This window comes from Vagococcus silagei, from assembly GCF_004795745.1.
GTDB classification, from domain to species: domain Bacteria; phylum Bacillota; class Bacilli; order Lactobacillales; family Vagococcaceae; genus Vagococcus; species Vagococcus silagei.
In genome coordinates this window covers 69,091-94,745 of the sequence record NZ_SDGV01000017.1, presented here as the reverse complement: position 1 = coordinate 94,745, position 25,655 = coordinate 69,091, and the positions used below count along the sequence as shown (strand labels likewise).

23 protein-coding genes are annotated in these 25,655 nt (G+C 34.6%); 20 read left to right on the top strand and 3 right to left on the bottom strand.

Annotated features, from left to right (window positions below; translation table 11 throughout):
• The first annotated feature begins 1 nt into the window (after position 1).
• From murG to ileS, 10 genes are all read left to right on the top strand, one after another.
• Positions 2-1,096 (top strand): undecaprenyldiphospho-muramoylpentapeptide beta-N-acetylglucosaminyltransferase, encoded by a 1,095-nt coding sequence (gene murG / locus ESZ54_RS07745; protein ID WP_136137097.1) that lies wholly within the window; start codon positions 2-4, stop codon positions 1,094-1,096.
• A gap of 15 nt (positions 1,097-1,111) precedes the next feature.
• Positions 1,112-2,050 carry a cell division protein FtsQ/DivIB gene (locus ESZ54_RS07740; RefSeq protein WP_136137096.1) on the top strand — a complete coding sequence of 313 codons (939 nt, stop codon included), beginning with the start codon at positions 1,112-1,114 and terminating at the stop codon, positions 2,048-2,050.
• 125 nt (positions 2,051-2,175) lie between these two features.
• Complete coding sequence (gene ftsA, locus ESZ54_RS07735; RefSeq protein ID WP_136137095.1) at positions 2,176-3,504, top strand: cell division protein FtsA; 1,329 nt, start codon at positions 2,176-2,178, stop codon at positions 3,502-3,504.
• Positions 3,505-3,527: 23 nt separating this feature from the next.
• Positions 3,528-4,778: a cell division protein FtsZ gene (gene ftsZ, locus ESZ54_RS07730; protein WP_136137094.1), complete on the top strand. Its 1,251-nt coding sequence runs from the start codon at positions 3,528-3,530 to the stop codon at positions 4,776-4,778.
• Between the two features lie 15 nt (positions 4,779-4,793).
• Positions 4,794-5,465 carry a YggS family pyridoxal phosphate-dependent enzyme gene (locus ESZ54_RS07725; RefSeq protein ID WP_136137093.1) on the top strand — a complete coding sequence of 224 codons (672 nt, stop codon included), beginning with the start codon at positions 4,794-4,796 and terminating at the stop codon, positions 5,463-5,465.
• Positions 5,466-5,483: 18 nt separating this feature from the next.
• Positions 5,484-6,086 carry a cell division protein SepF gene (locus ESZ54_RS07720; RefSeq protein ID WP_239433773.1) on the top strand — a complete coding sequence of 201 codons (603 nt, stop codon included), beginning with the start codon at positions 5,484-5,486 and terminating at the stop codon, positions 6,084-6,086.
• Between the two features lie 12 nt (positions 6,087-6,098).
• On the top strand, positions 6,099-6,368 hold the full coding sequence (locus ESZ54_RS07715) for a YggT family protein (protein WP_239433772.1): 270 nt from the start codon (positions 6,099-6,101) through the stop codon (positions 6,366-6,368).
• 26 nt (positions 6,369-6,394) lie between these two features.
• Positions 6,395-7,177 (top strand): YlmH family RNA-binding protein, encoded by a 783-nt coding sequence (locus tag ESZ54_RS07710; RefSeq protein ID WP_136137092.1) that lies wholly within the window; start codon positions 6,395-6,397, stop codon positions 7,175-7,177.
• Between the two features lie 16 nt (positions 7,178-7,193).
• Positions 7,194-7,955, top strand: coding sequence for a DivIVA domain-containing protein (locus tag ESZ54_RS07705; protein WP_136137091.1), 762 nt, complete (start codon positions 7,194-7,196; stop codon positions 7,953-7,955).
• Between the two features lie 269 nt (positions 7,956-8,224).
• Positions 8,225-11,011: an isoleucine--tRNA ligase gene (gene ileS / locus ESZ54_RS07700; RefSeq protein WP_136137090.1), complete on the top strand. Its 2,787-nt coding sequence runs from the start codon at positions 8,225-8,227 to the stop codon at positions 11,009-11,011.
• A 56-nt stretch (positions 11,012-11,067) separates the two neighbouring features.
• Here ileS and zwf read toward each other — a convergent pair whose 3' ends face one another.
• Complete coding sequence (gene zwf, locus ESZ54_RS07695; RefSeq protein ID WP_136137089.1) at positions 11,068-12,555, bottom strand: glucose-6-phosphate dehydrogenase; 1,488 nt, start codon at positions 12,553-12,555, stop codon at positions 11,068-11,070.
• 193 nt (positions 12,556-12,748) lie between these two features.
• Here zwf and ESZ54_RS07690 point away from each other — a divergent pair, with 193 nt between their 5' ends.
• Both ESZ54_RS07690 and ESZ54_RS07685 read left to right on the top strand, forming a co-directional pair.
• Positions 12,749-13,486, top strand: a complete 738-nt coding sequence (locus ESZ54_RS07690; RefSeq protein ID WP_136137088.1) for an acyl-ACP thioesterase domain-containing protein — start codon at positions 12,749-12,751, stop codon at positions 13,484-13,486.
• A gap of 86 nt (positions 13,487-13,572) precedes the next feature.
• Positions 13,573-14,790 (top strand): pyridoxal phosphate-dependent aminotransferase, encoded by a 1,218-nt coding sequence (locus tag ESZ54_RS07685; RefSeq protein WP_136137087.1) that lies wholly within the window; start codon positions 13,573-13,575, stop codon positions 14,788-14,790.
• Between the two features lie 54 nt (positions 14,791-14,844).
• Here the strand turns inward: ESZ54_RS07685 and ESZ54_RS07680 are convergent, their stop codons facing one another.
• Positions 14,845-15,024, bottom strand: a complete 180-nt coding sequence (locus tag ESZ54_RS07680) for a DUF2187 domain-containing protein (protein WP_136137086.1) — start codon at positions 15,022-15,024, stop codon at positions 14,845-14,847.
• 269 nt (positions 15,025-15,293) lie between these two features.
• On the opposite strand from ESZ54_RS07680, the gene ESZ54_RS07675 reads away from it, so the two are divergent.
• Both ESZ54_RS07675 and ESZ54_RS07670 read left to right on the top strand, forming a co-directional pair.
• Entirely contained in the window at positions 15,294-16,370 is a 1,077-nt protein-coding gene (locus tag ESZ54_RS07675; protein WP_239433771.1) for a M24 family metallopeptidase, read from the top strand.
• Positions 16,371-16,391: 21 nt separating this feature from the next.
• Positions 16,392-16,739, top strand: coding sequence for a tRNA-binding protein (locus ESZ54_RS07670; RefSeq protein ID WP_136137084.1), 348 nt, complete (start codon positions 16,392-16,394; stop codon positions 16,737-16,739).
• 133 nt (positions 16,740-16,872) lie between these two features.
• Here ESZ54_RS07670 and ESZ54_RS07665 read toward each other — a convergent pair whose 3' ends face one another.
• Positions 16,873-17,613 carry a class I SAM-dependent DNA methyltransferase gene (locus tag ESZ54_RS07665; RefSeq protein WP_136137083.1) on the bottom strand — a complete coding sequence of 247 codons (741 nt, stop codon included), beginning with the start codon at positions 17,611-17,613 and terminating at the stop codon, positions 16,873-16,875.
• A 151-nt stretch (positions 17,614-17,764) separates the two neighbouring features.
• Between ESZ54_RS07665 and ESZ54_RS07660 the strand changes: the two genes are divergently transcribed.
• The 6 genes from ESZ54_RS07660 to ESZ54_RS07635 all read left to right on the top strand — a co-directional run bounded on the left by ESZ54_RS07660 (position 17,765) and on the right by ESZ54_RS07635 (position 25,524).
• Entirely contained in the window at positions 17,765-18,514 is a 750-nt protein-coding gene (locus ESZ54_RS07660) for an ABC transporter ATP-binding protein (protein ID WP_136137082.1), read from the top strand.
• Positions 18,504-20,390, top strand: coding sequence for an ABC transporter permease (locus tag ESZ54_RS07655; RefSeq protein ID WP_136137081.1), 1,887 nt, complete (start codon positions 18,504-18,506; stop codon positions 20,388-20,390). Before ESZ54_RS07660 ends, ESZ54_RS07655 begins: the two co-directional genes overlap by 11 nt.
• Positions 20,391-20,524: 134 nt before the next feature.
• On the top strand, positions 20,525-20,962 hold the full coding sequence (locus tag ESZ54_RS07650; RefSeq protein ID WP_136137080.1) for a MarR family winged helix-turn-helix transcriptional regulator: 438 nt from the start codon (positions 20,525-20,527) through the stop codon (positions 20,960-20,962).
• Complete coding sequence (locus ESZ54_RS07645; protein WP_136137079.1) at positions 20,959-22,698, top strand: ABC transporter ATP-binding protein; 1,740 nt, start codon at positions 20,959-20,961, stop codon at positions 22,696-22,698. Before ESZ54_RS07650 ends, ESZ54_RS07645 begins: the two co-directional genes overlap by 4 nt.
• Complete coding sequence (locus ESZ54_RS07640; protein WP_239433770.1) at positions 22,685-24,556, top strand: ABC transporter ATP-binding protein; 1,872 nt, start codon at positions 22,685-22,687, stop codon at positions 24,554-24,556. The genes ESZ54_RS07645 and ESZ54_RS07640 overlap by 14 nt, the downstream gene beginning before the upstream one ends.
• Positions 24,557-24,741: 185 nt before the next feature.
• Entirely contained in the window at positions 24,742-25,524 is a 783-nt protein-coding gene (locus tag ESZ54_RS07635) for a (S)-acetoin forming diacetyl reductase (protein ID WP_136137077.1), read from the top strand.
• The last annotated feature ends 131 nt before the right edge of the window (positions 25,525-25,655 follow it).

The following is a 25,655-nucleotide window of genomic DNA, read 5'->3' as shown; positions in this document are numbered from 1 at the left end:
CATGAAAATTTTAGTTTCAGGTGGAGGTACCGGTGGTCATATCTATCCAGCGGTTTCACTGATAAAACATATTAGGAAAATTGATCCTACTGCAGAATTTTTGTATGTGGGAACAGAAAAAGGTTTGGAACAAAAAATTGTACCAAGAGAAAACATACCTTTTACGACATTAGAAATACAAGGCTTTAAACGTTCGCTGTCACTAACTAACTTCAAAACGATTTATTTGTTTTTGAAAAGTGTGAAGCAATCAAAAAAAATGATTAAAGAATTTAGACCTGATGTTGTGATTGGAACAGGTGGTTATGTTAGTGGAGCAGTTGTGTATGCAGCTAGCCGCTTAAAAGTGCCAACAATTATACATGAACAAAATAGTGTAGCGGGTATGACAAACAAATTTCTATCACGATTCGTTGATAAAATAGGCATCTGTTTTGAAGATGCAGCTCAAGATTTCCCAGCAAGTAAAGTTGAATTGATTGGAAACCCTCGTGCTCAAGAAGTCGCGGGATTGCAAAAATCAGATGCATTAACTAAATATGGTTTGCAAAATGATATTCCAACCGTTTTAATTTTTGGTGGGTCAAGAGGAGCATTACGTATTAATGAAGCGATGCTAGAAGGTTTGATTGATTTTAATCAACGTGATTATCAAGTTTTATATGCATCAGGCAATATTTATTATGAAGATGTTGAAAAATATTTAGTTGAACATCAATTAGAGAATTTGAAAGTTAAAATTGTGCCATACATTGAAGATATGGAACAAGTTCTTGTAAACGTTGATTTAGTTGTAGGCCGTGCTGGTGCAACGTCACTGGCTGAAATTACAGGGTTAGGTTTACCGTCTGTTTTAATTCCAAGCCCAAATGTAACAAATGATCATCAAACAAAAAATGCTCAAAGCTTAGTAAATCAATCTGCTGCGTTGGTCATTAAAGATAGTGAGTTAACAGGAAAAACTTTGGTTAACGCAGTAGATCAAGTGATGCTTGATGAAGATATGAGAACTAAAATGAGCCTTCAGTCAAAAGCACAAGGTATTTCAGATGCAACAGATCGTCTTTATCATTTAGTTCAAGAATTGACAAATTAAGGAGGGTTTAGAAAGATGAAAAAAACTCGTCCTCAAAAAGAAGACAAGAATAGTAATTTACCAAGCGTACAAAGACAAAATTCACAATCGCGACGAAGCTCTAAAGAAAAAGAAAAAAAACAATCAGAAGTTAAACCAGAACAAAAATCTTATGAGATTAAAGAACGTACTCAAAAAACGCGCAACCCGAAGATTTTGAAACAGTTAATTGGCGTGCTTTTAGTGCTCTGTATTGCTATTCTCGTAAATTTATATTTCATTTCACCATTTAGTAAGGTACAAGAGATAAAAGTAGTAGGCATTAAAGACGCTAAATCTGAACAAATAATAAATAGTTCTGATATTCAAATAGGTAAAGGAATTTGGAAGCAATATTTTAATAAAAGTAGTTCTCAAAAACGAATTGTTGCGCAGAATCCAAGAATTAAAACTGCAAAAATTGAACTGGCAAGTTTTGATGAATTAAAAATATCAGTGACAGAATACAAAACAATTGGATATTTGAAAAAAAATGACAAGTTTCATGTTATACTTGAAAACGAGAAGGTATTACCCGAAACTGAGGCTCAAACTGATAGTCAATATCCAGTGTTGATAAATTTTAAAGAAGATGATAAATTTACAACTTTTTTAAAGGCATATCAACAATTTGATGACAAAACAAAATCAAATATTAGTGAAGTTGAATCAACAGCGAAGAAAAAAAATCCCTATCAAATAAAACTGAAAATGAAAGATGGCAATGAAGTCATCGGTCTATCGTCAACAATTGCTAAAAAAATTGTGTATTATCCTAAAATTGTTGCTGAAATGAAGAAGCCAGGGGTAATTGATATGGAAGCAGGAACGAGTGGTATTTTTTCATATGAAAAGGGAAATGACAAAGAAAAAACAGAAGAATCTTCAGAAAGCACAGACGATTCATCAGAAATAATAACAGAAGATTACTATTAAATTTAATTTTGATGACATTTAATAGAATGTTCTTTATTTAATGGTCTATTTTATGATAGAATGATGTGTGGTATTATGCAATAATAGAGGAAGACTCTGTTAGAAAATAGGAGGGAACACCTTTCATGGCAAAAACAGGAATACATGTGAGTCTTGATGTCGGAACTACATCTGTCAAAGTAGTAGTTGCTGAGTACATAGAAAATCAAATTAATATTATTGGTGTGGGAAATGCAAAATCTAAAGGATTGGATAGAGGTATTGTCATTGATATCGATAAGGCTGTCCAATCTATTCAACGTGCAATTAAGCAAGCGGAAGAAAAATCTGGCGTTCAAATTAGAAGTGTCAGCGTTGGTATTCCAGCTAACTTGTTGGAAGTTGAAAAATGTGAAGGTATGATTGCTGTTAATTCAGAATCAAAAGAAATTTCGTCAAACGATGTGAAAAATGTTGCACAAGCAGCGGTGGTTCGTTCAACACCACCAGAACGTCAAGTGATTACACTTATCCCTCAAGAGTTTAAAGTTGATGGATTTGAAGGAATCAAAGACCCTCGTGGTATGATTGGCGTTCGTCTTGATATGAAAGGACTATTATTTACTGGTCCTAAAACAATTGTTCACAATATCCGTAAATGTGTGGAAAAAGCTGGCTTAGTTGTTGAAGAAATGGTTATTACACCATTAGCTTTAGCTGAATCTATTCTTTCTGATGGAGAAAAAGATTTTGGTACAGTTATTATCGACATGGGTGGCGGTCAAACAACAACTTCTGTTATGTATGAACAAGAGTTGAAATTCTCTCACGTAGAACAAGAAGGTGGAGAATTTGTAACAAAAGACATTTCAGTTGTGTTAAATACGTCATTAACAAATGCGGAAGCATTAAAAATTAACTACGGCTATGCTTATCCTGAAAAGGCATCTTCAAATGAAGATTTCCCAGTGGATGTTATTGGACAAAATGATCCAATTAAAATTGATGAACGTTATCTTTCAGAAATTATTGAAGCAAGAGTTGAACAAATTTTTACTAAATCTAAATCAGTTTTAGATACATTTGACGGGTTAAACTTACCTGGCGGTGTAATCTTAACTGGTGGCGCTGCAAGTTTACCAGGCGTTGTTGAGTTAGCAGCAGATATTTTTGGAACAAACGTAAAATTATACGTGCCAAATCATATGGGATTAAGAAATCCTGTCTTTGCTAATGCAATTGCGATTGTTGAATATGTAACAGAATTAGACGAAGTCTATCATGTTGCAAAAGAAGCCGTTTATGGCAACAACAAATCAAAAGTAGTAACTTCTAAAGAAGTTTACACACAACCAAAAGTCGAAACAACTCCTGCCCCTGTGCAAGAGCCAATCACTGAGATTCAATCAGATGAAACGGAAAAAGAAGGATTTGGAAGTAAAGTCAAAGGCTTCTTCTCAAACATATTCGACTAAACATAACTAGGAGGAAACAAACAATGGAATTTTCTTTAGATAACACAGTAAACGCAGGCGCTGTTATTAAAGTTATTGGTGTCGGTGGTGCTGGTGGAAATGCCGTTAATCGCATGATTGACGAAGGTGTTAAAGGCGTTGAATTTATCGTTGCTAACACTGATGTTCAAGCTTTACAACATTCAAAAGCTGAAACAGTAATTCAATTAGGACCTAAATTTACAAAAGGTTTAGGTGCAGGCTCATTACCAGAAGTTGGTGAAAAATCTGCTCAAGAAAGCGAAGAACAAATCGCAGCAGCATTAGCTGGGGCTGATTTAGTTTTCATTACTGCAGGAATGGGTGGCGGTACTGGTACTGGTGCAGCACCAATCGTTGCAGGAATTGCAAAAGAACAAGGAGCGTTAACTGTCGGTGTGGTAACACGTCCATTTAGTTTTGAAGGACCAAAGAGAAGTCGTTTTGCTTCTGAAGGTGTTTCAGGATTAAAAGAAAATGTTGATACTCTAGTCATTATTTCAAACAATCGCTTATTAGAAATTGTTGATAAGAAAACACCAATGCTTGAGGCTTTCAGAGAAGCTGATAATGTTTTAAGACAAGGTGTTCAAGGAATTTCAGATTTAATTACTTCTCCAGGTTATGTGAACTTAGACTTTGCTGACGTTAAAACTGTAATGCAAGACCAAGGTACTGCATTAATGGGTATTGGTGTAGCCAATGGTGAAGATCGTGTTATCGAAGCAACACGCAAAGCAATTGCATCTCCATTATTAGAAACATCAATCGAAGGTGCAGAACAAGTGTTACTTAACATTACTGGTGGCTTAGATATGACGTTATTTGAAGCACAAGATGCTTCAGAGATTGTTGCAAATGCTACAGGTGGCGATGTGAATATTATTCTAGGAACATCAGTTAACGAAAAACTTAACGATGAAATCATCGTAACAGTTATCGCAACTGGCATTGATCCTGGAAAAAAAGAAAGACCTCAAGTTGGTCGTCAAGTACCGACACAACAAACAATGGTTCAACGTCCAACACGTCAAGCACCAGCGGTTCAAGAAGTAAGTGAACCAGTTGAATCTCAACAAAATGGAATGTTCGGGGATTGGGATATCCGCCGTGAGCCAAATACAAGAGCTGTACCTGAAGAAACTCAATTTGATTCTTTAGAAAAAAAAGATTTAGATAATTTTTCAAACAATAATGTAGCTCAAGAAGATGAAGATGAGTTAAGTACTCCTCCATTTTTCAGAAGAAAAAGATAGTAGGTTTTTTGACTAATGATAAACACTAATGTTGAAACAATTCGTCAAAATATCAAAGTTTCCTGTCAAAAAAGGCAACGCGATATTGAAAAAGTTAATTTAATCTGTGTGAGTAAAAGTGTCGGTGTTCCAGATATGGAGACTGTTTTTGAAACAGGGATACGACAATTTGCGGAGAATAGAGTTGATGCCCTTGCTGAAAAGCAAGCTCACTTTAAAGACTCTGATATCATATGGCATTTTATTGGCCGTTTGCAAAGACGAAAAGTTAAGGATGTAATCAACACAATCGATTATTTTCATGCGTTGGACAGTTTAAAATTAGCTCATGAAATACAAAAAAGAGCTGATACAAAAATTAAATGTTTTGTACAGGTCAATATTTCGGGTGAGACATCCAAACAAGGTGTCTCTCCTGAAGATTTGATGAAATTTGTAACTGAATTGATTGAATTTGATAAAATTGAAGTCGTAGGTTTGATGACAATGGCTCCTTTTGAAGCTAGTGAAGGTGAACTACGTCTTTATTTTTCAGAATTGAAAAGGTTGCAAACAATTTTGGCGAACAAAAATTATAACCATGCTCCGTGTCAAGAACTTAGTATGGGAATGAGTCAAGATTATCAAATTGCGATAGAAGAAGGAGCTACTTTCGTTCGCGTAGGGTCAGCTTTTTTTAAGAAATAGTGGAGAGGTGGAAAGAACTTGAAATATTTTAATAAAAAATCATTCTCTGAATTTTTCTTGTTAGGCCATCCAACAAACGAAGAGACTCAAGTGGAAGAAACTGTTAATGAATCTGTAGTCAAGCCAAAGATTGATAAGACTCAAGACACTAAGAAGTCGAAACAAAGAGCAGAGAAAAATAGGAGTGGAAATCAGATGAAGCAAACGAACACAGCTATGAACGTTTCTTCGCCTAATCCGGTCCCATCAAATAAAAAAGTGGTTGCCATGAATACTTACCAACAACCCGTTCAACCGACTTCAAATGTCAATGCAAATCGTAGGATGACTGATAACCAACGTGTCGATAAAAAAGTATCGGTATTTGAGCCTAGTGAGTACGGTGAATGTCGTATGATCGCTCAAAGTTTGTTTAAAAATGAAATTGTAATTCTTTCTTTCGCAGCAATGGAAGAATTTCAAGCACGTCGTGTTGTGGATTTTTTAACTGGAGCAGTTTATGCCATTGATGGAGATATTCGTAGAATTGGGGAAGAAATATTCATTTGTACACCTAAGAATGTTGAGATTAGTTCAACAATTGCGAAAAGTTTAATTGAGGCACATTTTGCAGAAATGTAGGAGAGTGATAGCTTGATTATTAGCATTTTAAGCTTATTTTTATACATAGTAAGAATTTACTCATTTGTTTTAATTGCATATGCGTTATTATCATGGTTTCCTGGCGCTTACCAAACAAAAATTGGCGAGTGGATTATCAATCTATCGAGACCGTATTTAAGCCTGTTTGATCGCTTGAATTTATCTTTTGGTCCAATTGATTTCACGATAATTGTTGCGATTTTTGCACTAAACATATTTAGTGAAGTCATTTCGAAAATTTTGATAGGATTGCTATATTAATAACAATAAAGAAGGGATGTGAGTTTTTGCAAACTAATGTGTATCAACATTTTCGCAAGGACGAACATCCTTTTATCGAATCTGTTTTGGACTGGATTGATCAAGTAACGGCACAATACGCACCAATTGTTACTGATTTCTTAAATCCTCGCGAAAAATTTATTGTGGAGTCTTTAGTGAATGGTAATTTAGATATAGAATGTCAATTTTATGGAGGCTTTGAAGAGTCTGAAAGAAAGTGTGCTATTCTATATCCAAACTACTACACGCCAAGTATTGAGGACTTCGAAATAAAAATTTTTGAGATTAGTTATCCTACAAAATTTTGTGATTTAACACATGGCAAAATTTTAGGGACGATTATTAACAAAGGTATAAAAAGAGAGTGTATCGGTGATATCATTACTGATGGTGAAAAATGGCAAATTTTTATGAAAAAATCAATTGCCAATTATGTTGTGATTCAAACGGAGAAAATTAGCAATGTTAGCATTCGTTTTATAGAAATCGAACTTAATGATGTTATGAAACCTATTGAAGATTGGATGTTGGAAAACCATACGATTTCTTCGTTAAGAATTGATAATCTTGTATCGTCAGTATATAATATATCTAGGCAACGGTCTAAAAAACTAATTGAATCTGGTAAAGTCCAATTAAATTGGACACCAATCGAAAGACCAGATCTTGTTGCTGATATCAAAGATATTGTTTCTGTTAGAGGCTTTGGTAGAATTCAATTAGAAGACATTCAAGGAAAAACAAGAAAAGATAAGATTCGTATTGCGATACGATGCTTAAGAAAGTAATTTATGAGGTGGAAAAATGAGTTTAAAACCAATCGATATTACCAACAAACAATTTAATTCAAAATTCAAAGGATACGACCGCAACGAAGTTGATGATTTCTTAGATCAATTAGCACTTGATTATGAAAAAATACTTCAACAAAATCGTGAACTTGAAAAAGATATCAAACAAGCACAAGAAAAATTAAGCTATTTTGATGATCTTAAAGATTCATTAAATCAATCAATTATTGTCGCACAAGATACAGCTGATAAATTAAAGGAAAATGCTACAAAAGAATCTGATCTTGCGATTCAACAAGCACAAGCTCAATCTGAAGATATTTTAGCTCATGCAAGTAAAATGTCTGAAGAATTAATTACAGCAGCCACTGCTAAAGCAAACAAAATCCTTAACGATTCTAGCGAACGTGCGCGTCAATTGGCTGTTGAAACAGATGATCTTAAGAAGAAAACAAGAGTCTTCCATAGAAATCTTTCTGTTCTATTGGAATCACAATTGCAAATTGTTCAAAGTGATGAATGGGATGAATTATTGAAACCATTTGGCGCCTATGTTGATAATACTCATCAAGCGTTTAAAGAAGTACTTGATGCTGTTGAAGCGGCTAACGCTGGTGGAACAACATCTAATGCTGTTGCGGTTGATGTACAGCCAAACTTCAATACAGAAGCTGTTGCAGTAGAAACTGATGAAAATGAAGTGACTGAAGAAACACGTGAATTACCAAAAAATTTAAATAATGATGGCCGTTCAAAACGTAACCGTCTAAGCTAAAAATTGTAAAACAGAAAAGAATATTTTATTCATCCAAGTGAGTTAGGGCTAGTGAGAACCTAATATGCTCTAAAATATTTTCTAGATCATTTACAAAATTAATTAACTGAAAAAAGTAAGTTAATTCGGGTTGTCACCCGTTAACATGATATCGAGGAGTAATCATTAATGCGTTTTGATTGCTTAAACTTGGGTGGTAACACGAAACTTCGTCCCTTATTAGGGGTGAAGTTTTTTTATTTTTTAAAACAAAGAGAGGGGTAGACTAAATGAAAACAAAAGAAACATTACATTTAGGTCAGACAGGATTTCCAATGCGTGGGAATTTACCTGTAAAAGAAGTCGAATGGCAAAAAGATTGGGAAGAAAAGAATATTTATGAACGTCGTCAAGAATTGAATGAGGGTAAACCAACGTTTATTCTTCATGATGGCCCTCCATACGCAAATGGTAACATTCATTTAGGTCACTCTTTAAATAAAATCAGTAAAGATATTATTGTGCGTTCAAAATCAATGTCTGGTTTTAGATCACCATATGTACCTGGTTGGGATACTCACGGACTGCCGATTGAACAAGTGCTGACAAATAAAGGTATCAAACGTAAAGAAATGAGCCGTGCTGATTACCTTAAAAAATGTGAAGAATACGCCCTAAGTCAAGTTGACAAACAACGTGAGGACTTTAAACGTCTTGGTGTTGCTGCTGATTGGGAACGTCCATATGTAACTTTAACACCTGATTATGAAGCTGCTCAAATCCGTGTGTTTGGCAAAATGGCTGAACGTGGATTGATATATAAAGGATTAAAACCAATTTATTGGTCACCATCTAGTGAATCATCTTTAGCTGAAGCTGAAATTGAATATAAAGATGTTAAATCACCTTCAATTTTTGTAGCCTTTACAGTCAAAGATAGTAAAGGTAAGTTGCCGGAAGACGCTCGTTTTGTAATTTGGACAACAACACCTTGGACGTTACCTGCTAATACAGGTATTTCTGCTAATGCTGACTTTGATTATGTATTAATTAATGCAGATGAGCAAAAATTTGTTTTAGCTAAAGAACTTTTAGAAATGGTTTCTGAAACAATTGGTTGGGAAAGTGTTGAGATTCTGTCAACATTTAAAGGATCAGAGTTAGACGGTATAACTGCGCACCATCCATTCTACGAACGTGAGTCACGTATTGTATTAGGCGATCATGTAACACTTGATGCTGGTACTGGTTTGGTTCATACAGCTCCTGGACATGGTGAAGATGACTATATTGTTGGTAAGAAAAATGGTTTAGAAGTGTTATCTCCTGTAGATGGACGTGGTTGTTTCACTGAAGAGGCTCCAGGATTCAAGGGTATTTTCTATGATAAAGCAAATCCGATGATCACTGATTTATTAACAGAAAAAGGAGCGCTACTAAAATTAGACTTCTTTACACATAGTTATCCACATGATTGGAGAACTAAAAAACCAGTTATTTACCGCGCGACGCCACAATGGTTTGCTTCAATTGACGAAATTCGTGCTGACGTATTATCTGAAGTTGAAAACGTGGACTGGATTATTCCATGGGGTAAAACACGTCTTTACAATATGATTCGTGATCGTGGTGATTGGGTGATCTCACGTCAAAGACAATGGGGTGTTCCCTTGCCAATTTTTTATGCAGAAAATGGTGAAGCAATTCTAACAAAAGAAATTACAGATCATATTTCTGAATTATTTGCGGAACATGGTTCAAGAGTTTGGTTTGAAAGAGAAGCTAAAGATTTATTACCTGAAGGCTTTACTCACCCAGGAAGCCCAAATGGTGAATTTACAAAAGAAACTGACATTATGGATGTTTGGTTTGATTCTGGTTCATCACATGAAGCTGTTCTTAAAGGAAGAGATTATTTAAGCTTCCCAGCAGACCTATACTTAGAAGGATCTGACCAATATCGTGGTTGGTTTAACTCTAGTATTACGACAAGTGTGGCAATTAACGGCGTTTCTCCATATAAAGCTGTTATTTCTCAAGGTTTCACTTTGGATCCACAAGGACGTAAACAAAGTAAATCACTAGGTAATACTATTGAGCCAAGCAAAGTAATTAATCAAATGGGTGCTGATATCTTAAGATTATGGGTTGCCAGTGTTGATTATGAATCAGATGTTCGTGTTGATATGGGAACATTACAACAAATTTCTGAAGTATATCGTAAAATTAGAAATACAATGCGTTTCTTATTAGCAAATACATCTGACTTTGATCCAAAAGTGAATCGTGTTGCTTATGAAGACTTACGCTCAGTTGATAAATATATGTTAATCCGTTTGAATCAAGAAGTAAAAACAATTCGTGAATTAGGTTATGACAAATATTCATTCTCAACTGTTTACAAACATCTTGTAAACTTCTGTACGTCTGATTTATCAGCATTTTATTTGGATTTTGCCAAAGATGTTGTGTATATTGAATCTGAAAATAATATCGAACGTCGTGCAATGCAAACAGTCTTCTATGATATTTTAGTTACTTTAACAAAATTAATGACACCAATCTTACCACATACTGCCGAAGAAATTTGGAGCTATTTACCAGAAGAGGAAGAATACGTGCAACTTGCTGAATTACCTGGTTACCAAAACTTCAGTGATGAAGCAGAAATTCTAGATATGTGGTCAGAATTCATGACAGTTAGAGATAACGTACTTAAGGCATTAGAAATGGCTAGAGCAGAAAAACTAATCGGAAAATCATTTGAAGCTAAAGTAACACTTTATCCAAATGAAGTGATTAAAACATTGTTAACTGCATTAAATGTTAACTTAGCACAAATCTTAATTGTTTCAGAGGTTGAGATTCAGTCTGAATTAACAGCAGAACCAGCTGGTTTAGTTAAGTTTGATGATGTTGCTGTTTTAGTTGAAAAAGCAGAAGGCGAAACATGTCAAAGATGTCGTGCTGTTAAGAAAGATGTTGGTCAAAATGAAAAATTACCAACACTTTGCGGACGCTGTACATCAATCGTTGAAGAATTCTACCCTGAAGCTTTAGAAGATGGCTTAGAATAAAACAAAATAAAAGTGTTGTGAGTAGAGCTACAAAAGCTATTCTCACAACACTTTTTTTAATTTTTGTTTGGTTCCCAAACCCATGAACGGTTGTCTTTTTCTAAAAGATCGAAGGCTTCTTTAGGTCCCATCGAACCTGGAAGATAGTTTGGAAAATCAACTGTCTCATCATCCCAAGTATGACGAATCACGTCAACGACTTTCCATGATTGCTCAACTTCGTCCCAATGAGTGAAGTTTGTCGCATCACCATTCAGACAGTCAAGTAATAATTTTTCATAGGCTTCGGGTGTGTTTTCAAGATTTTCAACAGATTGTCTAAAGACAAGTTTAGTCGGATCAATATCAAATCCTGTTCCAATTTTTTTACCATTTAAAGTTAATGAAAAACCTTCAGTGGGTTGTATGTAAATGGTTAAGACGTTTTCTGGTAGTTTTTGTGTTTGACATATTGGTGTATCAATTGAACGGAAAATATTGATTGGTGTTGATTTAAAGACAATATTAATACGTGTTCCTTTTTCTGTCATATTTTTACCAGTTCGGACATAGAATGGTACGCCGGTCCAACGGAAATTATCAATTAAAAATTTACCAGCCACAAAAGTTTCGGTATTAGAATCTGGATCAACACCTGCTTCTTCACGATAAGCTAAGTGATGGTCGCTAGAAGAATATTGGCCACGTACAAAAGATTTTTTGACTTCATCAGAATTGTAGACGCGGACAGCTTTTAGTGCATTTATTTTTTCAGTTCGAATTGCTTCGTCAGTAAAAACAGTTGGTGGTTCCATTGCGAGTAAGGCAACAATTTGTAAAATATGGTTTTGAACCATATCTTTAAGAGCACCACTTTTATCATAATAGCCACCACGTTCTTCAACGCCTAAGCTTTCGGCTAATGTGATTTGAATATTATCGATATAGGCATGATTCCAAAGCGATTCGAAAATATTGTTACCGAAGCGAACTGCTGCAATATTTTGAATCATTTCTTTACCTAAGTAGTGATCGATTCTGAAAATTTGTTTTTCATCAAATACAGCAGAAATTTCTTCATTTAATTGTGTAGCTGAAGTATGATCAACACCAAATGGTTTTTCAATGATCAATCGATTAAAGCCATGTTCAGACATGATACCTTCAGATTTAATATGCTGCGAAATGGTACCGAAAAATTGAGGTGCCATGGCAAGGTAAAAAATACGATTACCTTCTAAGTGGTAAGTCTCATCTAAGGACTCAGCCAATTCTTGAATGGAAACATATTCGTCAGTATTCGCAACATTTAGTGCTTGATAATAAAAATGATTAATAAATTCATCTAATTCTTGTTTAGTCGGGTGAAGACTATTGATGGATTCAGTTACAACTTCTCTAAAGTGTTCGTGTGTCCAAGTACTTCGGGCTGTTCCAATAACAGCAAAGTGTGATTGAATGTTCTTTTTTCGATAGAGACGAAAAAGTGAAGGATATAGTTTTCTCTTCGCTAAATCACCAGTTGCTCCGAAGATGATAAAAAGAGCATGATTTTCGTGCGTCATAACGTTACCAACTTTCTAAATTTAATCATAGGGGTAATCCCAATAGACTCTATTCTACTTTTAAACGCTTGATAAATCAATTGATTCAGATTAAAGTAATAAAAACTATATTATTTAACCTTGTTATGTTGTAAATGCGAAAAAAAAATGTGCTATACTTTAAAAAGCAGTATTGAAGGAGGCCGTATTTTTTATGGGAAAAAAATTTAGAGAAACTCACACAATTCCATTTTATGAGTGTGATGCAAAAAGACGTTTAACAATTCCAACATTAATCAAATTAGCAGTATCGTGTTCGACTGTTCAAAGTGAACAATTGGGTGTTAGTGAAGAAGATGTTGAGAAATTAGGTTTAGGTTGGATTATTACCCATTATGAAATCACGATTTCCCGTTTGCCTGAACAGGGTGAAACCGTGACTGTTCAAACAGAAGCTGAAAGCTATAATAAATTTTTCTGTTATCGAAATTTTTGGATTTTTGATGAGTCGGGTGCTGAATGTGTCTTCATTGAGTCCGTCTTTGCGTTAATGGACTTTGAAACAAGAAAAATAGCAAGTGTGAGAGATGAAGTTCTCGCACCGTTTGAATCGGAAAAAATTAAGAAAATCAAACGCCCAACACCATTGTTGCCATTTGAAAAAGCAACAGAAAGCAAAGATTATCGGGTACGTTTCTATGATTTAGATGCAAATCAACATGTAAATAATGCTGTGTACTTTAGTTGGCTTTTTGATGTATTGGATCGATCATTCTTAGAGGAACACGTTCCGGAAAAGATTGTTTTAAACTTCAATAAGGAAGTCCGTTATGGTGAAATGGTTGTGAGTGAATATGAACTAGTCGAAGAAGTTGAATTTTTAGCAACTAAACATCAAGTTAATAGTCAGGATCAATTATCTTGTGAAGCCACGATATATTGGCAAAAGTAAAATTTTATCTAAATAAACAAAAAAGAACTTGTTTTTAGTTTTAATAAAAGGTAAATTTGAAAAAATAATTGTTTGGAGGGGAATTAATGAAACACTATAATAAATCAACCAAATTGGATTATGTAAGTTATGATGTTCGGGGACCAGTACTTGAAGAAGCTGATCGAATGGAGGCACAAGGCATTCATGTGTTAAAGTTAAATACAGGAAATCCGGCAGCTTTTGGATTTAAAGCACCTAATGAAATCATTGCTGATTTAATTACGAACGCACGTGATTCTGAAGGTTATTCTGACTCTAAGGGTATTTTTGCAGCGCGTAAAGCAATTCAACAATATTGTCAGTTAAAAGGTTTGCCAAATGTTTCGATTGATGATATTTATACTGGTAATGGTGTAAGTGAGTTAATTATGATGTCAATGCAAGGACTGATTGACAGTGGAGATGAAGTCTTAGTGCCAATGCCTGATTATCCACTTTGGACGGCTGCAGTTACTTTATCAGGTGGGAATGCCGTTCACTATGTTTGTGATGAGTCTGCAGAATGGTACCCAGATATTGATGATATCAAGAAAAAAATCACCTCACGAACAAAGGGAATTGTCATAATTAATCCTAATAATCCAACTGGTGCTTTATATCCTAAAGAATTACTTGAAGAAATTGTCGAAGTTGCCCGTGAGAATCAATTGATTATTTTCTCAGATGAAATTTATGATCGTTTAGTGATGGATGGTTTGGAGCATATCTCAATTGGAAGCTTAGCTCCGGATGTATGTGTTGTAACATTCAATGGGTTATCGAAATCTCATCGTGTTGCTGGTTTTAGAGTGGGTTGGATGGTATTGAGTGGTGAGAAGAGACATGTTAAAGGATATATTGAAGGCTTGAATATGCTTGCTTCAATGCGTCTTTGTTCAAATGTGTTATCACAACAAATTGTTCAAACCGCTTTAGGTGGCTACCAAAGTGTTGATGAATTATTATTGCCTGGTGGCCGCATTTATGAACAACGTGAATGTGTGACTAATGCACTTGCAGATATTCCAGGAATATCCTTTGTTAAACCGAAAGCTGCCTTTTATATTTTTCCAAAATTAGATGTGTCAAAATTCAATATTTATGATGATGAAAAATTTGTTTTAGATTTTTTACATGAACATCATATTTTATTAGTTCATGGCCGAGGATTTAACATGAATACGCCAGACCATTTTAGAATTGTATATTTGCCAGAAGTTAAAGACCTAAAAGAAAGTACAGATGCTTTAAAATATTTCTTATCAGGTTATAAACAAAAATAAATAAAAAAACTTTTGATTTTTTTAGAATCAAAAGTTTTTTGTTTTTGTTGAATTTTAGTTAATAATTGATTGATACGATTTCTTACTGATAACAATCCTACCAAGATATTTATCTTGTAATTCTGCGTTTGGATTGCTAACGTTGACTAAAACTGAATGATCATACTCTTTTTCGATAAAGCCTTCAAATTGTTGTCCTTGCCAATCAAATTGAATTCTATTTTCTTCTTGCATTGAATTCACTCCTCGCCGATCGTTTCCATTAATGGTACGAAAATCGTAGTATTTTCATATTATAACATAAATAAAAATAAAGTGAAGTACAAATTTAAAAGCAGCGTTTTCATGCACGGTTTTATTATATTTGTGTACTCTTTATTTCGAAAAAATAACATCTTAGGATAACAAAGTATTATTAAATCCTCCCTAGACGCTTCTAAGGGTAATCAAGTATAATGGAGTGAGATGAACGGAAAGGAATGATTTGTGTGAACCAAGAGAGAATGAGGAAAGTTTTAGCAGAGATGAAGGAAAGAAAAATGCCTCAGTTATTGGTCTCTGATCCGGCTACAATTTTTTATTTGACTAATATTGAGATTGAACCAGGTGAGCGACTCGCAACACTTATCTTAAAGGAAGACGGTAACCATGTTGCTGTAATTAATCGACTATTTCCAGTTTCAGAACAAGAGTTAGGCATGCCGATTGTTAAAGTTGATGATACAGATGAAGGATTTGGCATGTTAGGTTTAATTGCACAATTAGATACAGAAAAACAAATTGCAGTTGATAAGAACTGGGCAGCCCACTTTTTATTAGATTTGATGAAACGAGTAGACAAACCTGTTTCAAATTTTGATATTAGTTCAAAAATTACTGATGATATCCGCAGTATCAAATCAGCTGATGAAATCGAAAAAATGCGTCAAGTATCTTTAGACAATGATGAAGCAATTGATCGTTTGAAAAAATTAGTACCAAAAAAATTAACTGAATTGGCAATGACCAAAGAATTAGCAGCCATTTATGAAGAATTAGGCAATTCTGGTTTTTCGTTTGATCCGATTGTTGCTTATGGGGCAAACGGTGCTGATCCGCATCATTTGAATGATGATTCAATTGTAAAAACTGGCGATAGTATTATTATTGATATCGGTGGTGTGAAGGATGGTTATTGTTCAGATATGACCAGAACATTTTTCTATAAAGATGTTTCAGAGAAGAGTCGTGAAGTTTATGAAACTGTTTTAGAAGCTAATCTACGTGCGATTGCCAAAGTTAAACCAGGCGTTTCGTTTAAAGAAATTGATGCAGCAGCAAGAGATTACATCACTGAAAAAGGCTATGGTGAATATTTTACACATCGTACGGGACATTTTATTGGTATCGAGTGTCATGAAGCAGGTGACGTTTCAGCCGCTAATCATGCACTGGTTAAACCAGGTATGATTTTCTCAATTGAACCAGGTATTTATCTTCCAGGAGAAGTTGGTGTGAGAATTGAAGATTTAGTCGTTGCAACTGAAGATGGCTGTGAAGTATTAAATCATTATCCTAAAGAATTAACCATTATTGATTAATTAAATCGGAGGCAAAAAGCGATGAAAGAGATTAAACCAGAAATTTCATTTTCTGACCTAACAAAAGTTGATATCCGCGTGGGTGAAATTAAAGCAGTTGATGATATTCCTAAATCAGATAAGTTAGTTAAATTAACAGTTGATTTTGCTGATTTTGAGCGGACGATTGTGGTTGGTATGAAACAAGAGCGTAAGAATCCTGCGGAAATTATTGGGTTGCAAGCATTATTTGTTGTCAACTTGGCGCCAAAAGAGATGTTTGGTATTGCGTCACATGGTATGCTTTTTGATATTGGGTATGAAAGCGGGATTTTACCAGTTTTAGCTGTTCCAGAAAAACCTGTACCAAATGGAGTTATTGCTGGATAATTGATTGAGCTGAAAAGAAAGATGAAGTTGTGACAGAAGTGTTGGGCTTATTTTCGAAGAAGCTACTTCTGTGACACCGTTTAGTTTGTAAAGGGACTGTGACGTATTTTTGTCACAGTCCCTTTCCTATGTTCTATTTTTTTGCCCTAAAAGTTAATAAAGATGAATCAGGATTAATTCCATAACCACGGATCCATTCAATTGATGTAAAACCGACTTTTTCTAAAGCATAGATAATTTCTTGGATACTATACCAATAAAGTGTGAATTGTGAAAGCTCAGTTTGTGTTAAGACACCATCTTCGAAAAGTTCATAACGATGTAAGTAACTTGTTTTTTGATCAAACCAATCAATCGACTCACTCGTACTTGAGAATAGAATACTCGTATTTTGAGAAAGAGTGAAAAGTTGAGTTGTATGTGCTTGTTCTTTGAAATCAAGTGGTAACTCGATATCAAAGATGAGTTGACCATCTAAATCTAAATGATCATAAAAGTTTTTAAGTAAAGTGAGTATTTTTTCTTTAGAAATTAAACAAAAGCTGCCAGTAGGCATAATAATTGAATTGTACTTGTTTTCTAAATCAAGAGTTAATAAATCTTGTTGAAAAATTTTTGCTTCTACTTGGTGTTTATTGAGGTTCTTAAGACATTGTGTCAACATATCTTCAGATAAATCAACCCCGTCAATAGTATAGCCTTCTTTTGCGAATGGGATAAGAAGTCTACCTGTTCCAACCCCTGCTTCAAGAATGCGCCCATCAACATTTGTTAATTGATCTAAATAAAACTCTAAATCGCCATCAAGACTTTTTCCGATAGGTTTTGTGATGTTATAAACAGCGGTGCTTAGGGCACCGTATTCTTTAAACATTGAAATACCCCCTTTTGTATTAGTTAAATTATATCATATAAGTTCAGACTAATTGATAAGATGTTTCTCCTCCTTGGGACCTATGCTAAAAATCCTGAGCTTTGCTAGACTTAAATCAACGAGGAAAGAGAAAAAGAAAGTGGGAGTTTACATGTTAGAAATTAAAAATGTCTCAAAAATATATAACGAAGGGTTGCAATTTCAAGCCTTGAAGTCAATTGACTTAGAAGTAGAAGAAGGTGAATTTGTTGGCATTATGGGACCTTCAGGAAGCGGGAAATCAACGCTTTTAAACTTAATTGGGACAATAGATACACCAACTTCGGGGAAAGTTATTTTAGGCGGTAAAGAACCAGCAAAATTAAATTCAGAAGAATTAGCAAAATTTAGAAGAAATGAATTGGGCTTTGTTTTCCAAAATTTTAATCTCATGCCCACATTAACTGTTGAAGAGAATATCATTTTACCGTTAACATTAGATGGTGAAAAAATTAGCGTGATGACAAAAAAATTAAACATCATTGCGGAACGTTTAGGTATTAGTGAATTACTTAAAAAAAGAATTGCAACGATATCAGGTGGACAGGCACAACGTGTTGCAATAGCGAGAGCCATGATTCATGAGCCTAAATTGATTTTAGCGGATGAACCAACTGGAAATTTAGATACAAAATCTTCCAAAGATGTAATGGGATTACTTGAAGATTTAAATCAAAAAGAAGCGTCAACGATTTTAATGGTAACCCATGATCCTTTTGCAGCAAGTTATTGTAAAAAAATTGTTTTCATTAAAGATGGTGAACTGGTAAAAGAAATCTATCAAAATGGAACGCGTGAAGCTTTTTATGATGATATTTTAATTGCACTAAAAGAGATTGAAGGTGCTCAAAATGAACTTTAATCAATTTGTTTTAAGAAATACGATGAGGAATAAGGGTTTATACTTAGCATATTTCTTAAGTGTTTTATCGACCGTTATGAGTTTCTTTACCTTTAGCGCATTTGCGTATCACCCTAGTCTGACAGCAGATTTACACTATAGTGTGAAAACAGGAATGCTGGCTTCAGCTATTATCATCTATATCTTTTCGTTTTTCTTTGTCTGGAATTCAGTTGATATTTTTATTCAGTCACGGAAAAAGGAATTTGGCTTATTATTGATTCAAGGTATGTCACCTAAACAATTGAAAAAAATGATCGTGAAAGAAAACATGATTGTTGGTTTCTTCTCAACTATATTTGGTATTATTGTGGGAATTGGATTTTCACAAGTGTTAATTTTGTTGAGTAATCAACTTTTAGGCCTAGATTTTAACCTGTACTTTCCATTGAAAGCCATTTGGGTTACCTTAGCTTCATTTTTAGTACTGTTTGGTTTCATCTCGTTTTTTGTGCAATTCAAAGTACCAAAATTAGATGTGCAAACACTCTTAAAAAGTTCTGAATTAGGTAAAGGTCAACTGAAATTATCAAAATTAAAAGTAACATTGGCTGTTCTGTTGATTGGCATTGGTTATGCGATAGCTTTAATTGCAAAAGGCCCGCAGGTAATATTTGCGATGATTCCAGTTATTGTTTTAGTCATCCTAGGAACCAACTTTTTATTTAGTCAATTTAGCGTATTTGCTGTCAATCGTCTACAAAAGAATAAAAAATGGTTCTGGAAAAAAACAAACTTACTGGTTTTTTCTGATTTAAATTTTAGAATGAAGGATAATGCCAAAGCATTCTTTTTAGTAACTGTCATTTCAACAGTTGCCTTTTCTGCCATTGGAACATTAGTTGGTTTTAAAGAGATGATTTTTAAAGGCATTGATGCAACACCGTATGATATTTCATTATATGTTTCGGATGATAAACCAGAGGAAACAAAGAAGAGTGTGGCTTTAATCGAAGAAGCGATTCAAAAAAATAAAATTAATGCTGAAGCGATTGAACTGGCATATTTTACGCACCTTGTTCGCCCAGACCAAGATCGTTCAGTTAGCCTAGTTAAAGAGTCTGATTATAATCGTGTGGCCAAACAAGTGGACGAATTAACTGTTAAAGTGGGTGAAAAGCCTGTGTTAGTCGAAACGTCTCTTGATAAGTCTCAAATGGATTCAATGAATGAAAAACAAGTTAAAAGTATTCAATTATCAGATAAAAAAGATCATGAGTTAGAAACTGAGCGTGTGAAATACAATTTACTTGGTTCAGGTTTACCACTTGTCATTGTGAAAGATCAGGAATATGATACTTTGCAAAAGGCTGATAAAGCTCCGATTTCGAAAACGTATCAATGGTCAGTTGCAAAGGGACAAGAAGCTGCCCTTGTAAAATTAGGTGAGGAGCTTCAAGAAAATCATGACATTCAAGTTAAAGAATTTGGGCGTGAAATGATCAATCGTCAATTTGGGCCAATTTTGTTTGTCGGTTTCTTTATTGGACTTGTCTTCTTTATCTCTGCAGGAAGTTTTCTTTACTTCCGTTTATATAGTGATATGCCGCTTGATAAAGAAAAATTCTTAACGGTCTATAAATTAGGTTTCAGCAAGAAGGAAATGAAGAAAGTTGTGTACCAACAAATTGGAATTCTCTTCTTTACACCAATGGTTGTCTCAGTTTGTCATGGTTTAGTTGCACTAACCGCGATGTATGCGTTATTTGCTCAACCATTACAAATAATGGCACCAATTGTTTTAGGTATCTTTTTACTGATTCAAACCATCTATTATCTCATTGCGCGCACGTTCTATTTTAAAAAGTTATACAATGAGATTACTAAGGTAGCATAATTAAAATCGAAGAAGACTAAGGAAAACGTTTACTGTTTAAACTTAGTCTTTTTTTCGTTCAAAAGAGTTGACAATTATTTTTATTTAGTTGAAAATAGTTAGGTAACTAACTATTTTGCGAAAGGAATGTTGACATGAAGAGTCTTGGACGTGAAATAAAAAAATTATCAAACGAACATTTTCGTTTTACAAATCGCTATTTGATCCATCATTTCCCTGATCATTGTTCACCAATGCAAACATTTTTTATTCATCATATTGGTAAACAAACCGAACCGATTTTTCAAAAGGATTTGGAAAACTGGTTTAATATTCGTCGTTCTTCAGCCAGTGAAAATTTAAGTCAAATGGAAAATATTGGTTTAATTGAGCGTGTCGCAAATCAAAAAGACATGCGCTTGAAGGAAATCATCTTAACAGCAGAGGGAGAAGAATATTTTCAAAAAACGAAAACAGCGTTCGGAGAATTAAATCGTCAACTCGCAAAAAACTTGTCAGAGAGTGAGATTGAGATGTTTTATTCAGTTACCGAAAAAATGATTGAGAATATGAAAGAGGAGGAAACCATATGATCAAAACACTTTTAGGACAAGTCAAAGAATATAAAAAAGTCAGTCTGATTGTGCCCGTTTTAGTCACCTTAGAAGTTGTATTAGATATCATTATTCCATTAATTATGGCTTTACTAATTGATCAAGGAATTGAAAAGGGTGATATGAACAAAATTTTATACTATGGTGGTATTTTAGTTGCACTTGCAATTGTCGCGTTAATTTTTGGTGCATTATCGGGTCGCTATGCAGCAATTGCCTCATCAGGTTTGGCAAAAAATTTAAGAAAAACACTGTTTGGACATATCCAAGAGTTGTCGTTTGCAAATATTGATAAATTTTCAAATTCAAGTTTGATTACGAGAATGACAACCGATGTGACAAACGTCCAAAATGCTTATCAAATGATTATTCGTATTTTGATTCGTAGTCCGTTAATGTTTATTTTTTCATTAATGATGGCGTTTAGAATTAATTCAACGCTTGCCATGACGTTTCTTTATATTATTCCAATATTAGCGATTGGTTTATTTTTAATGATTCGTTTTGCATTCCCAGTATTTGACCGTGTATTTAAAATGTATGACCGCTTAAATAAAGTGGTTCAAGAAAACTTACAAGGAATTCGTGTTGTGAAATCATTTGTACGTGAAGACCATGAGAAAGAAAAATTTGAAGATGTATCGGAAGATATGTTTAAAAACTTTTCACTAGCGCAACGGATTGTCGCGACGAATGGTCCATTGATGCAATTTAGTATGAACGCTGCAATGCTTTTAATTTCATGGGTCGGAGCTAAGCTTGTGGTCACAAGTCAAATGTCGACTGGTGAATTGGTGAGTATGTTTACTTATGTTGGGCAAATTTTAATTAGTTTAAATATGCTATCAATGGTCTTTGTCATGATGATGATATCAAGAACTTCAGCACGTCGTATTACAGAAGTGTTGAATGAAGAAAGTACTTTAACCAATCTAGAAAATCCTGTCATGGAAATTCCTGATGGTTCTGTTTCTTTTGAAAATGTTAACTTTAGTTATGTTGGACGTGACGAAAAAAATGTCCTCAGAGATATTAATTTTAGGATTGAACCTGGCGAAGTTGTTGGAATTATTGGTGGAACAGGTAGTGCTAAATCAACACTGGTTCAGCTAATTCCAAGACTTTATGATGTGACGTGTGGCGCTGTAAAAGTTGGCGGTCGTGATGTCCGCGAATATGATATTGAAGCGTTACGTGATGCTGTTGCGATGGTCTTGCAGCAAAATGTATTATTCTCAGGTACAATAAAGGAAAATTTACGTTGGGGCAATAGCGAAGCGACAGATAAAGAAATCGAACGTGTTGCTAAAATAGCACAAGCTGATAGCTTTATTCAAGAATTACCAGATAAATATGAGACCGTTCTAACTCAAGGTGGAACAAATGTTTCTGGTGGTCAAAAGCAACGTTTGACAATTGCGAGAGCGCTGCTTAAGAAACCAAAAATATTAATTATGGACGATTCTACAAGTGCTGTTGATACAAAAACAGATTATTTTATTCGTTCAGGTTTGAAAGAAGAAATTCCAGGTACAACAACGTTTATCATTGCGCAACGAATTAGTTCAATTCAAGATGCTGATAAGATTATCGTCCTTGAAAAAGGTCAAATTAATGGCATTGGTACACACGAAGAATTAATGCAAACAAATGAAATCTATCAAGAAGTTCAGGCTTCACAACAGAAAGGATTTGGTCAACATGAAGAAGGATAATCAAAAACAGCCTTTAAAAACTTTACAACGTGTTCTTCAACTCATGTTGTCTGAATACAAGTGGCGTTTTATCCTTGTTGTTTTACTTATTTTAGTGACAGCATTTGCGAACGTGAAAGGGTCACTCTTTTTACAAGTTGTGATTGATCAACACATTACACCAATGTTGGCCTCTCATTCGAGAGATTTTAGTGGTTTATTAAAAGCAGTGATTACGATGGCGTTTATTTATGCGACAGGTATTCTGGCTAGTTTAGGGTATAACCTAATTATGGTAACTGTCAGCGAGGGAACACAAAAAGGCATTCGAAATCGTTTATTTGGTAAGATGGAACAATTGCCAATTCGTTACTTTGACCAAAACCCATTTGGTGATATTATGAGTCACTATACAAATGATATCGACACTTTGCGGCAAATGATTTCGCAAAGCATTCCAAGCCTACTCGCTGCGCTTGTTAGTTTTGTCAGTACAATTATTGCAATGCTCACGATTAGTATTCCAATGACATTATTTGTCTTAGTTTCAATTACATTGATGATGTTGACGATTCGTTTTGTCGCTGGTAAAAGTGGTAAGTATTTTGGTCAACAACAAAAAGACATTGGTGCTGTTAACGGATTTATAGAAGAGATGATGGAAGGTCAAAAAGTAGTAAAAGTCTTTAATCATGAACAAATAGTGATTGACGAATTTGATCAAAAAAATGAGCAATTACGCGAAAGTTCAACAAAAGCAAATGTTTATGCAAATACGTTAATGCCGATTATGATGAACTTACTAAACATCCAATATGTTTTAGTTGCGGTTGTGGGTGGTCTTTTCTCTATTTATGGAATTAGTGGTATGACAGTAGGGATGATTGCTTCATTCTTACAATTGAGTCGTTCGCTCAATATGCCAATTAGTCAAATTTCACAACAAATAAATTTTGTTATCATGGCACTTGCAGGTGCGGAACGTATCTTTAATTTGATGGATGAAGAACCTGAAGATAATGATGGAACAGTTCGTTTAGTTAATGTTCGTGAAGAAGAAGGTAAACTAATTGAAGTACCTGAACGAACCAATCGTTGGGGCTGGAAAGCAACAGATGAAGCAGGTCATGAGTCAATTCGTGAAGTTGTTGGTGATGTAGTCTTTAATAATGTGGACTTTTCATATGCGCCAGATAAACAAATTCTTTATGATATCAGCCTATACGCTAAACCAGGTGAAAAAGTGGCGCTCGTGGGAGCAACTGGTGCAGGTAAAACGACGATTACTAATTTAATTAACCGATTTTATGATATTCAAAATGGTGAAATTCTTTACGATGGATTGAACATTAAAGAAATTGATAAATCGTCATTACGTCGTTCGCTAGGTATTGTATTACAGGATACACATCTATTTACAGGTTCAATTTTAGAAAATATTCGTTATGGTAAATTGGATGCGACTGATGAAGATGTGTTTGCTGCAGCAAAATTAGCAAATGCAGATGATTTTATCGAAAAACTTCCTGAAGGTTATGACACTATTATTTCAGGTGATGGTGGTAGTCTGTCACAAGGACAGGCTCAATTAATTGCGATTGCACGTGCGGCAATTGCTGATCCACCAGTTATGATTCTTGATGAGGCAACGTCAAGTATCGATACTAGAACTGAAAGTATTGTTCAACGTGGTATGGATAGCTTGATGGACGGGCGAACTGTATTTGTCATTGCCCACCGTTTATCAACAATTAAGAATTCTGATGTGATCATGGTAATGGACCACGGTCGCATTATTGAACGTGGTGATCATGACTCACTGTTAGCTAAAAAAGGGATGTACTATCAGTTATATACTGGTGCGATTGAACTTGGATAATAAATAAAAAAAAGTTACAGCTCGAGAAAATTTTGAGTTGTGACTTTTTTGTCATTTTGACTAATATTTTTATGGATAGTGCTGAATTTCACAAATATGAAATGATATCCCTTGGCTTTTTAAATGTGAGTGTTATACTGGCGTTGTAAGATGTTTTAAAACAAATAAGAAAGAAGATGGCGTATATGACAGACAAAACAAAACGAGTAGCATTTGTAACCGGAGGAGCCCAAGGAATTGGTAAAGCAATCTGTGAACGACTCTCAAATGATGGCTTAAAAATTGCAGTGGCTGATTTTAATGAAGCTGGCGCTAAAGAAGTGGCCAATGAAATTAATGCTCATGGTGGCGAAGCAATCGCAGTGAAAGTTGATGTGTCTGATCGCGACAATGTCTTTGCAGCAGTGGCTGAAACAGTTGAAAAACTTGGTGGCTTTGATGTCATTGTAAATAATGCAGGCTTAGGACCACAAACACCTCTTGAATCAATTACTTATGAAACTTATCGTAAAGTATTTGATGTTAACGTTGGTGGAACTCTTTGGGGAATTCAAGCTGCAATTAAAGCTTTTAAAGATTTAGGTCATGGTGGTAAAATAATCAATGCTTCTTCTCAAGCGGGTCAAGAAGGTAATCCTGGACTCGCAGTTTATGGTGGTACTAAGTTTGCGATTCGTGGTATTACACAAACTGCCGCAAAAGAGTTAGCTCCATTAGATATTACTGTTAATGCTTATTGTCCTGGTATTGTTAAAACACCTATGATGATGGACATTGCTCAAAAAACAGCGGATGAAGCCGGTAAACCATTTGATTGGGGTATGGAACAATTTAGTCAAAACATCACACTTAAACGTTTATCAGAACCAGAAGATGTTGCAGCTTGTGTGTCATATCTTGCAAGCAAAGATTCAGATTATATGACTGGTCAAGCTTTAATTATTGATGGCGGTATGGTTTTTAATTAATTATTGTATTAAATAACCTAAATAAAATGAACCACAAACAACAGGTTTCAGTTGTTTGTGGTTTTTTGGTTGGGTTAGATAAGCTTTGTGTTGGATTATCGCTAGGCTCAAATTATCAGGCTCGCCTTACT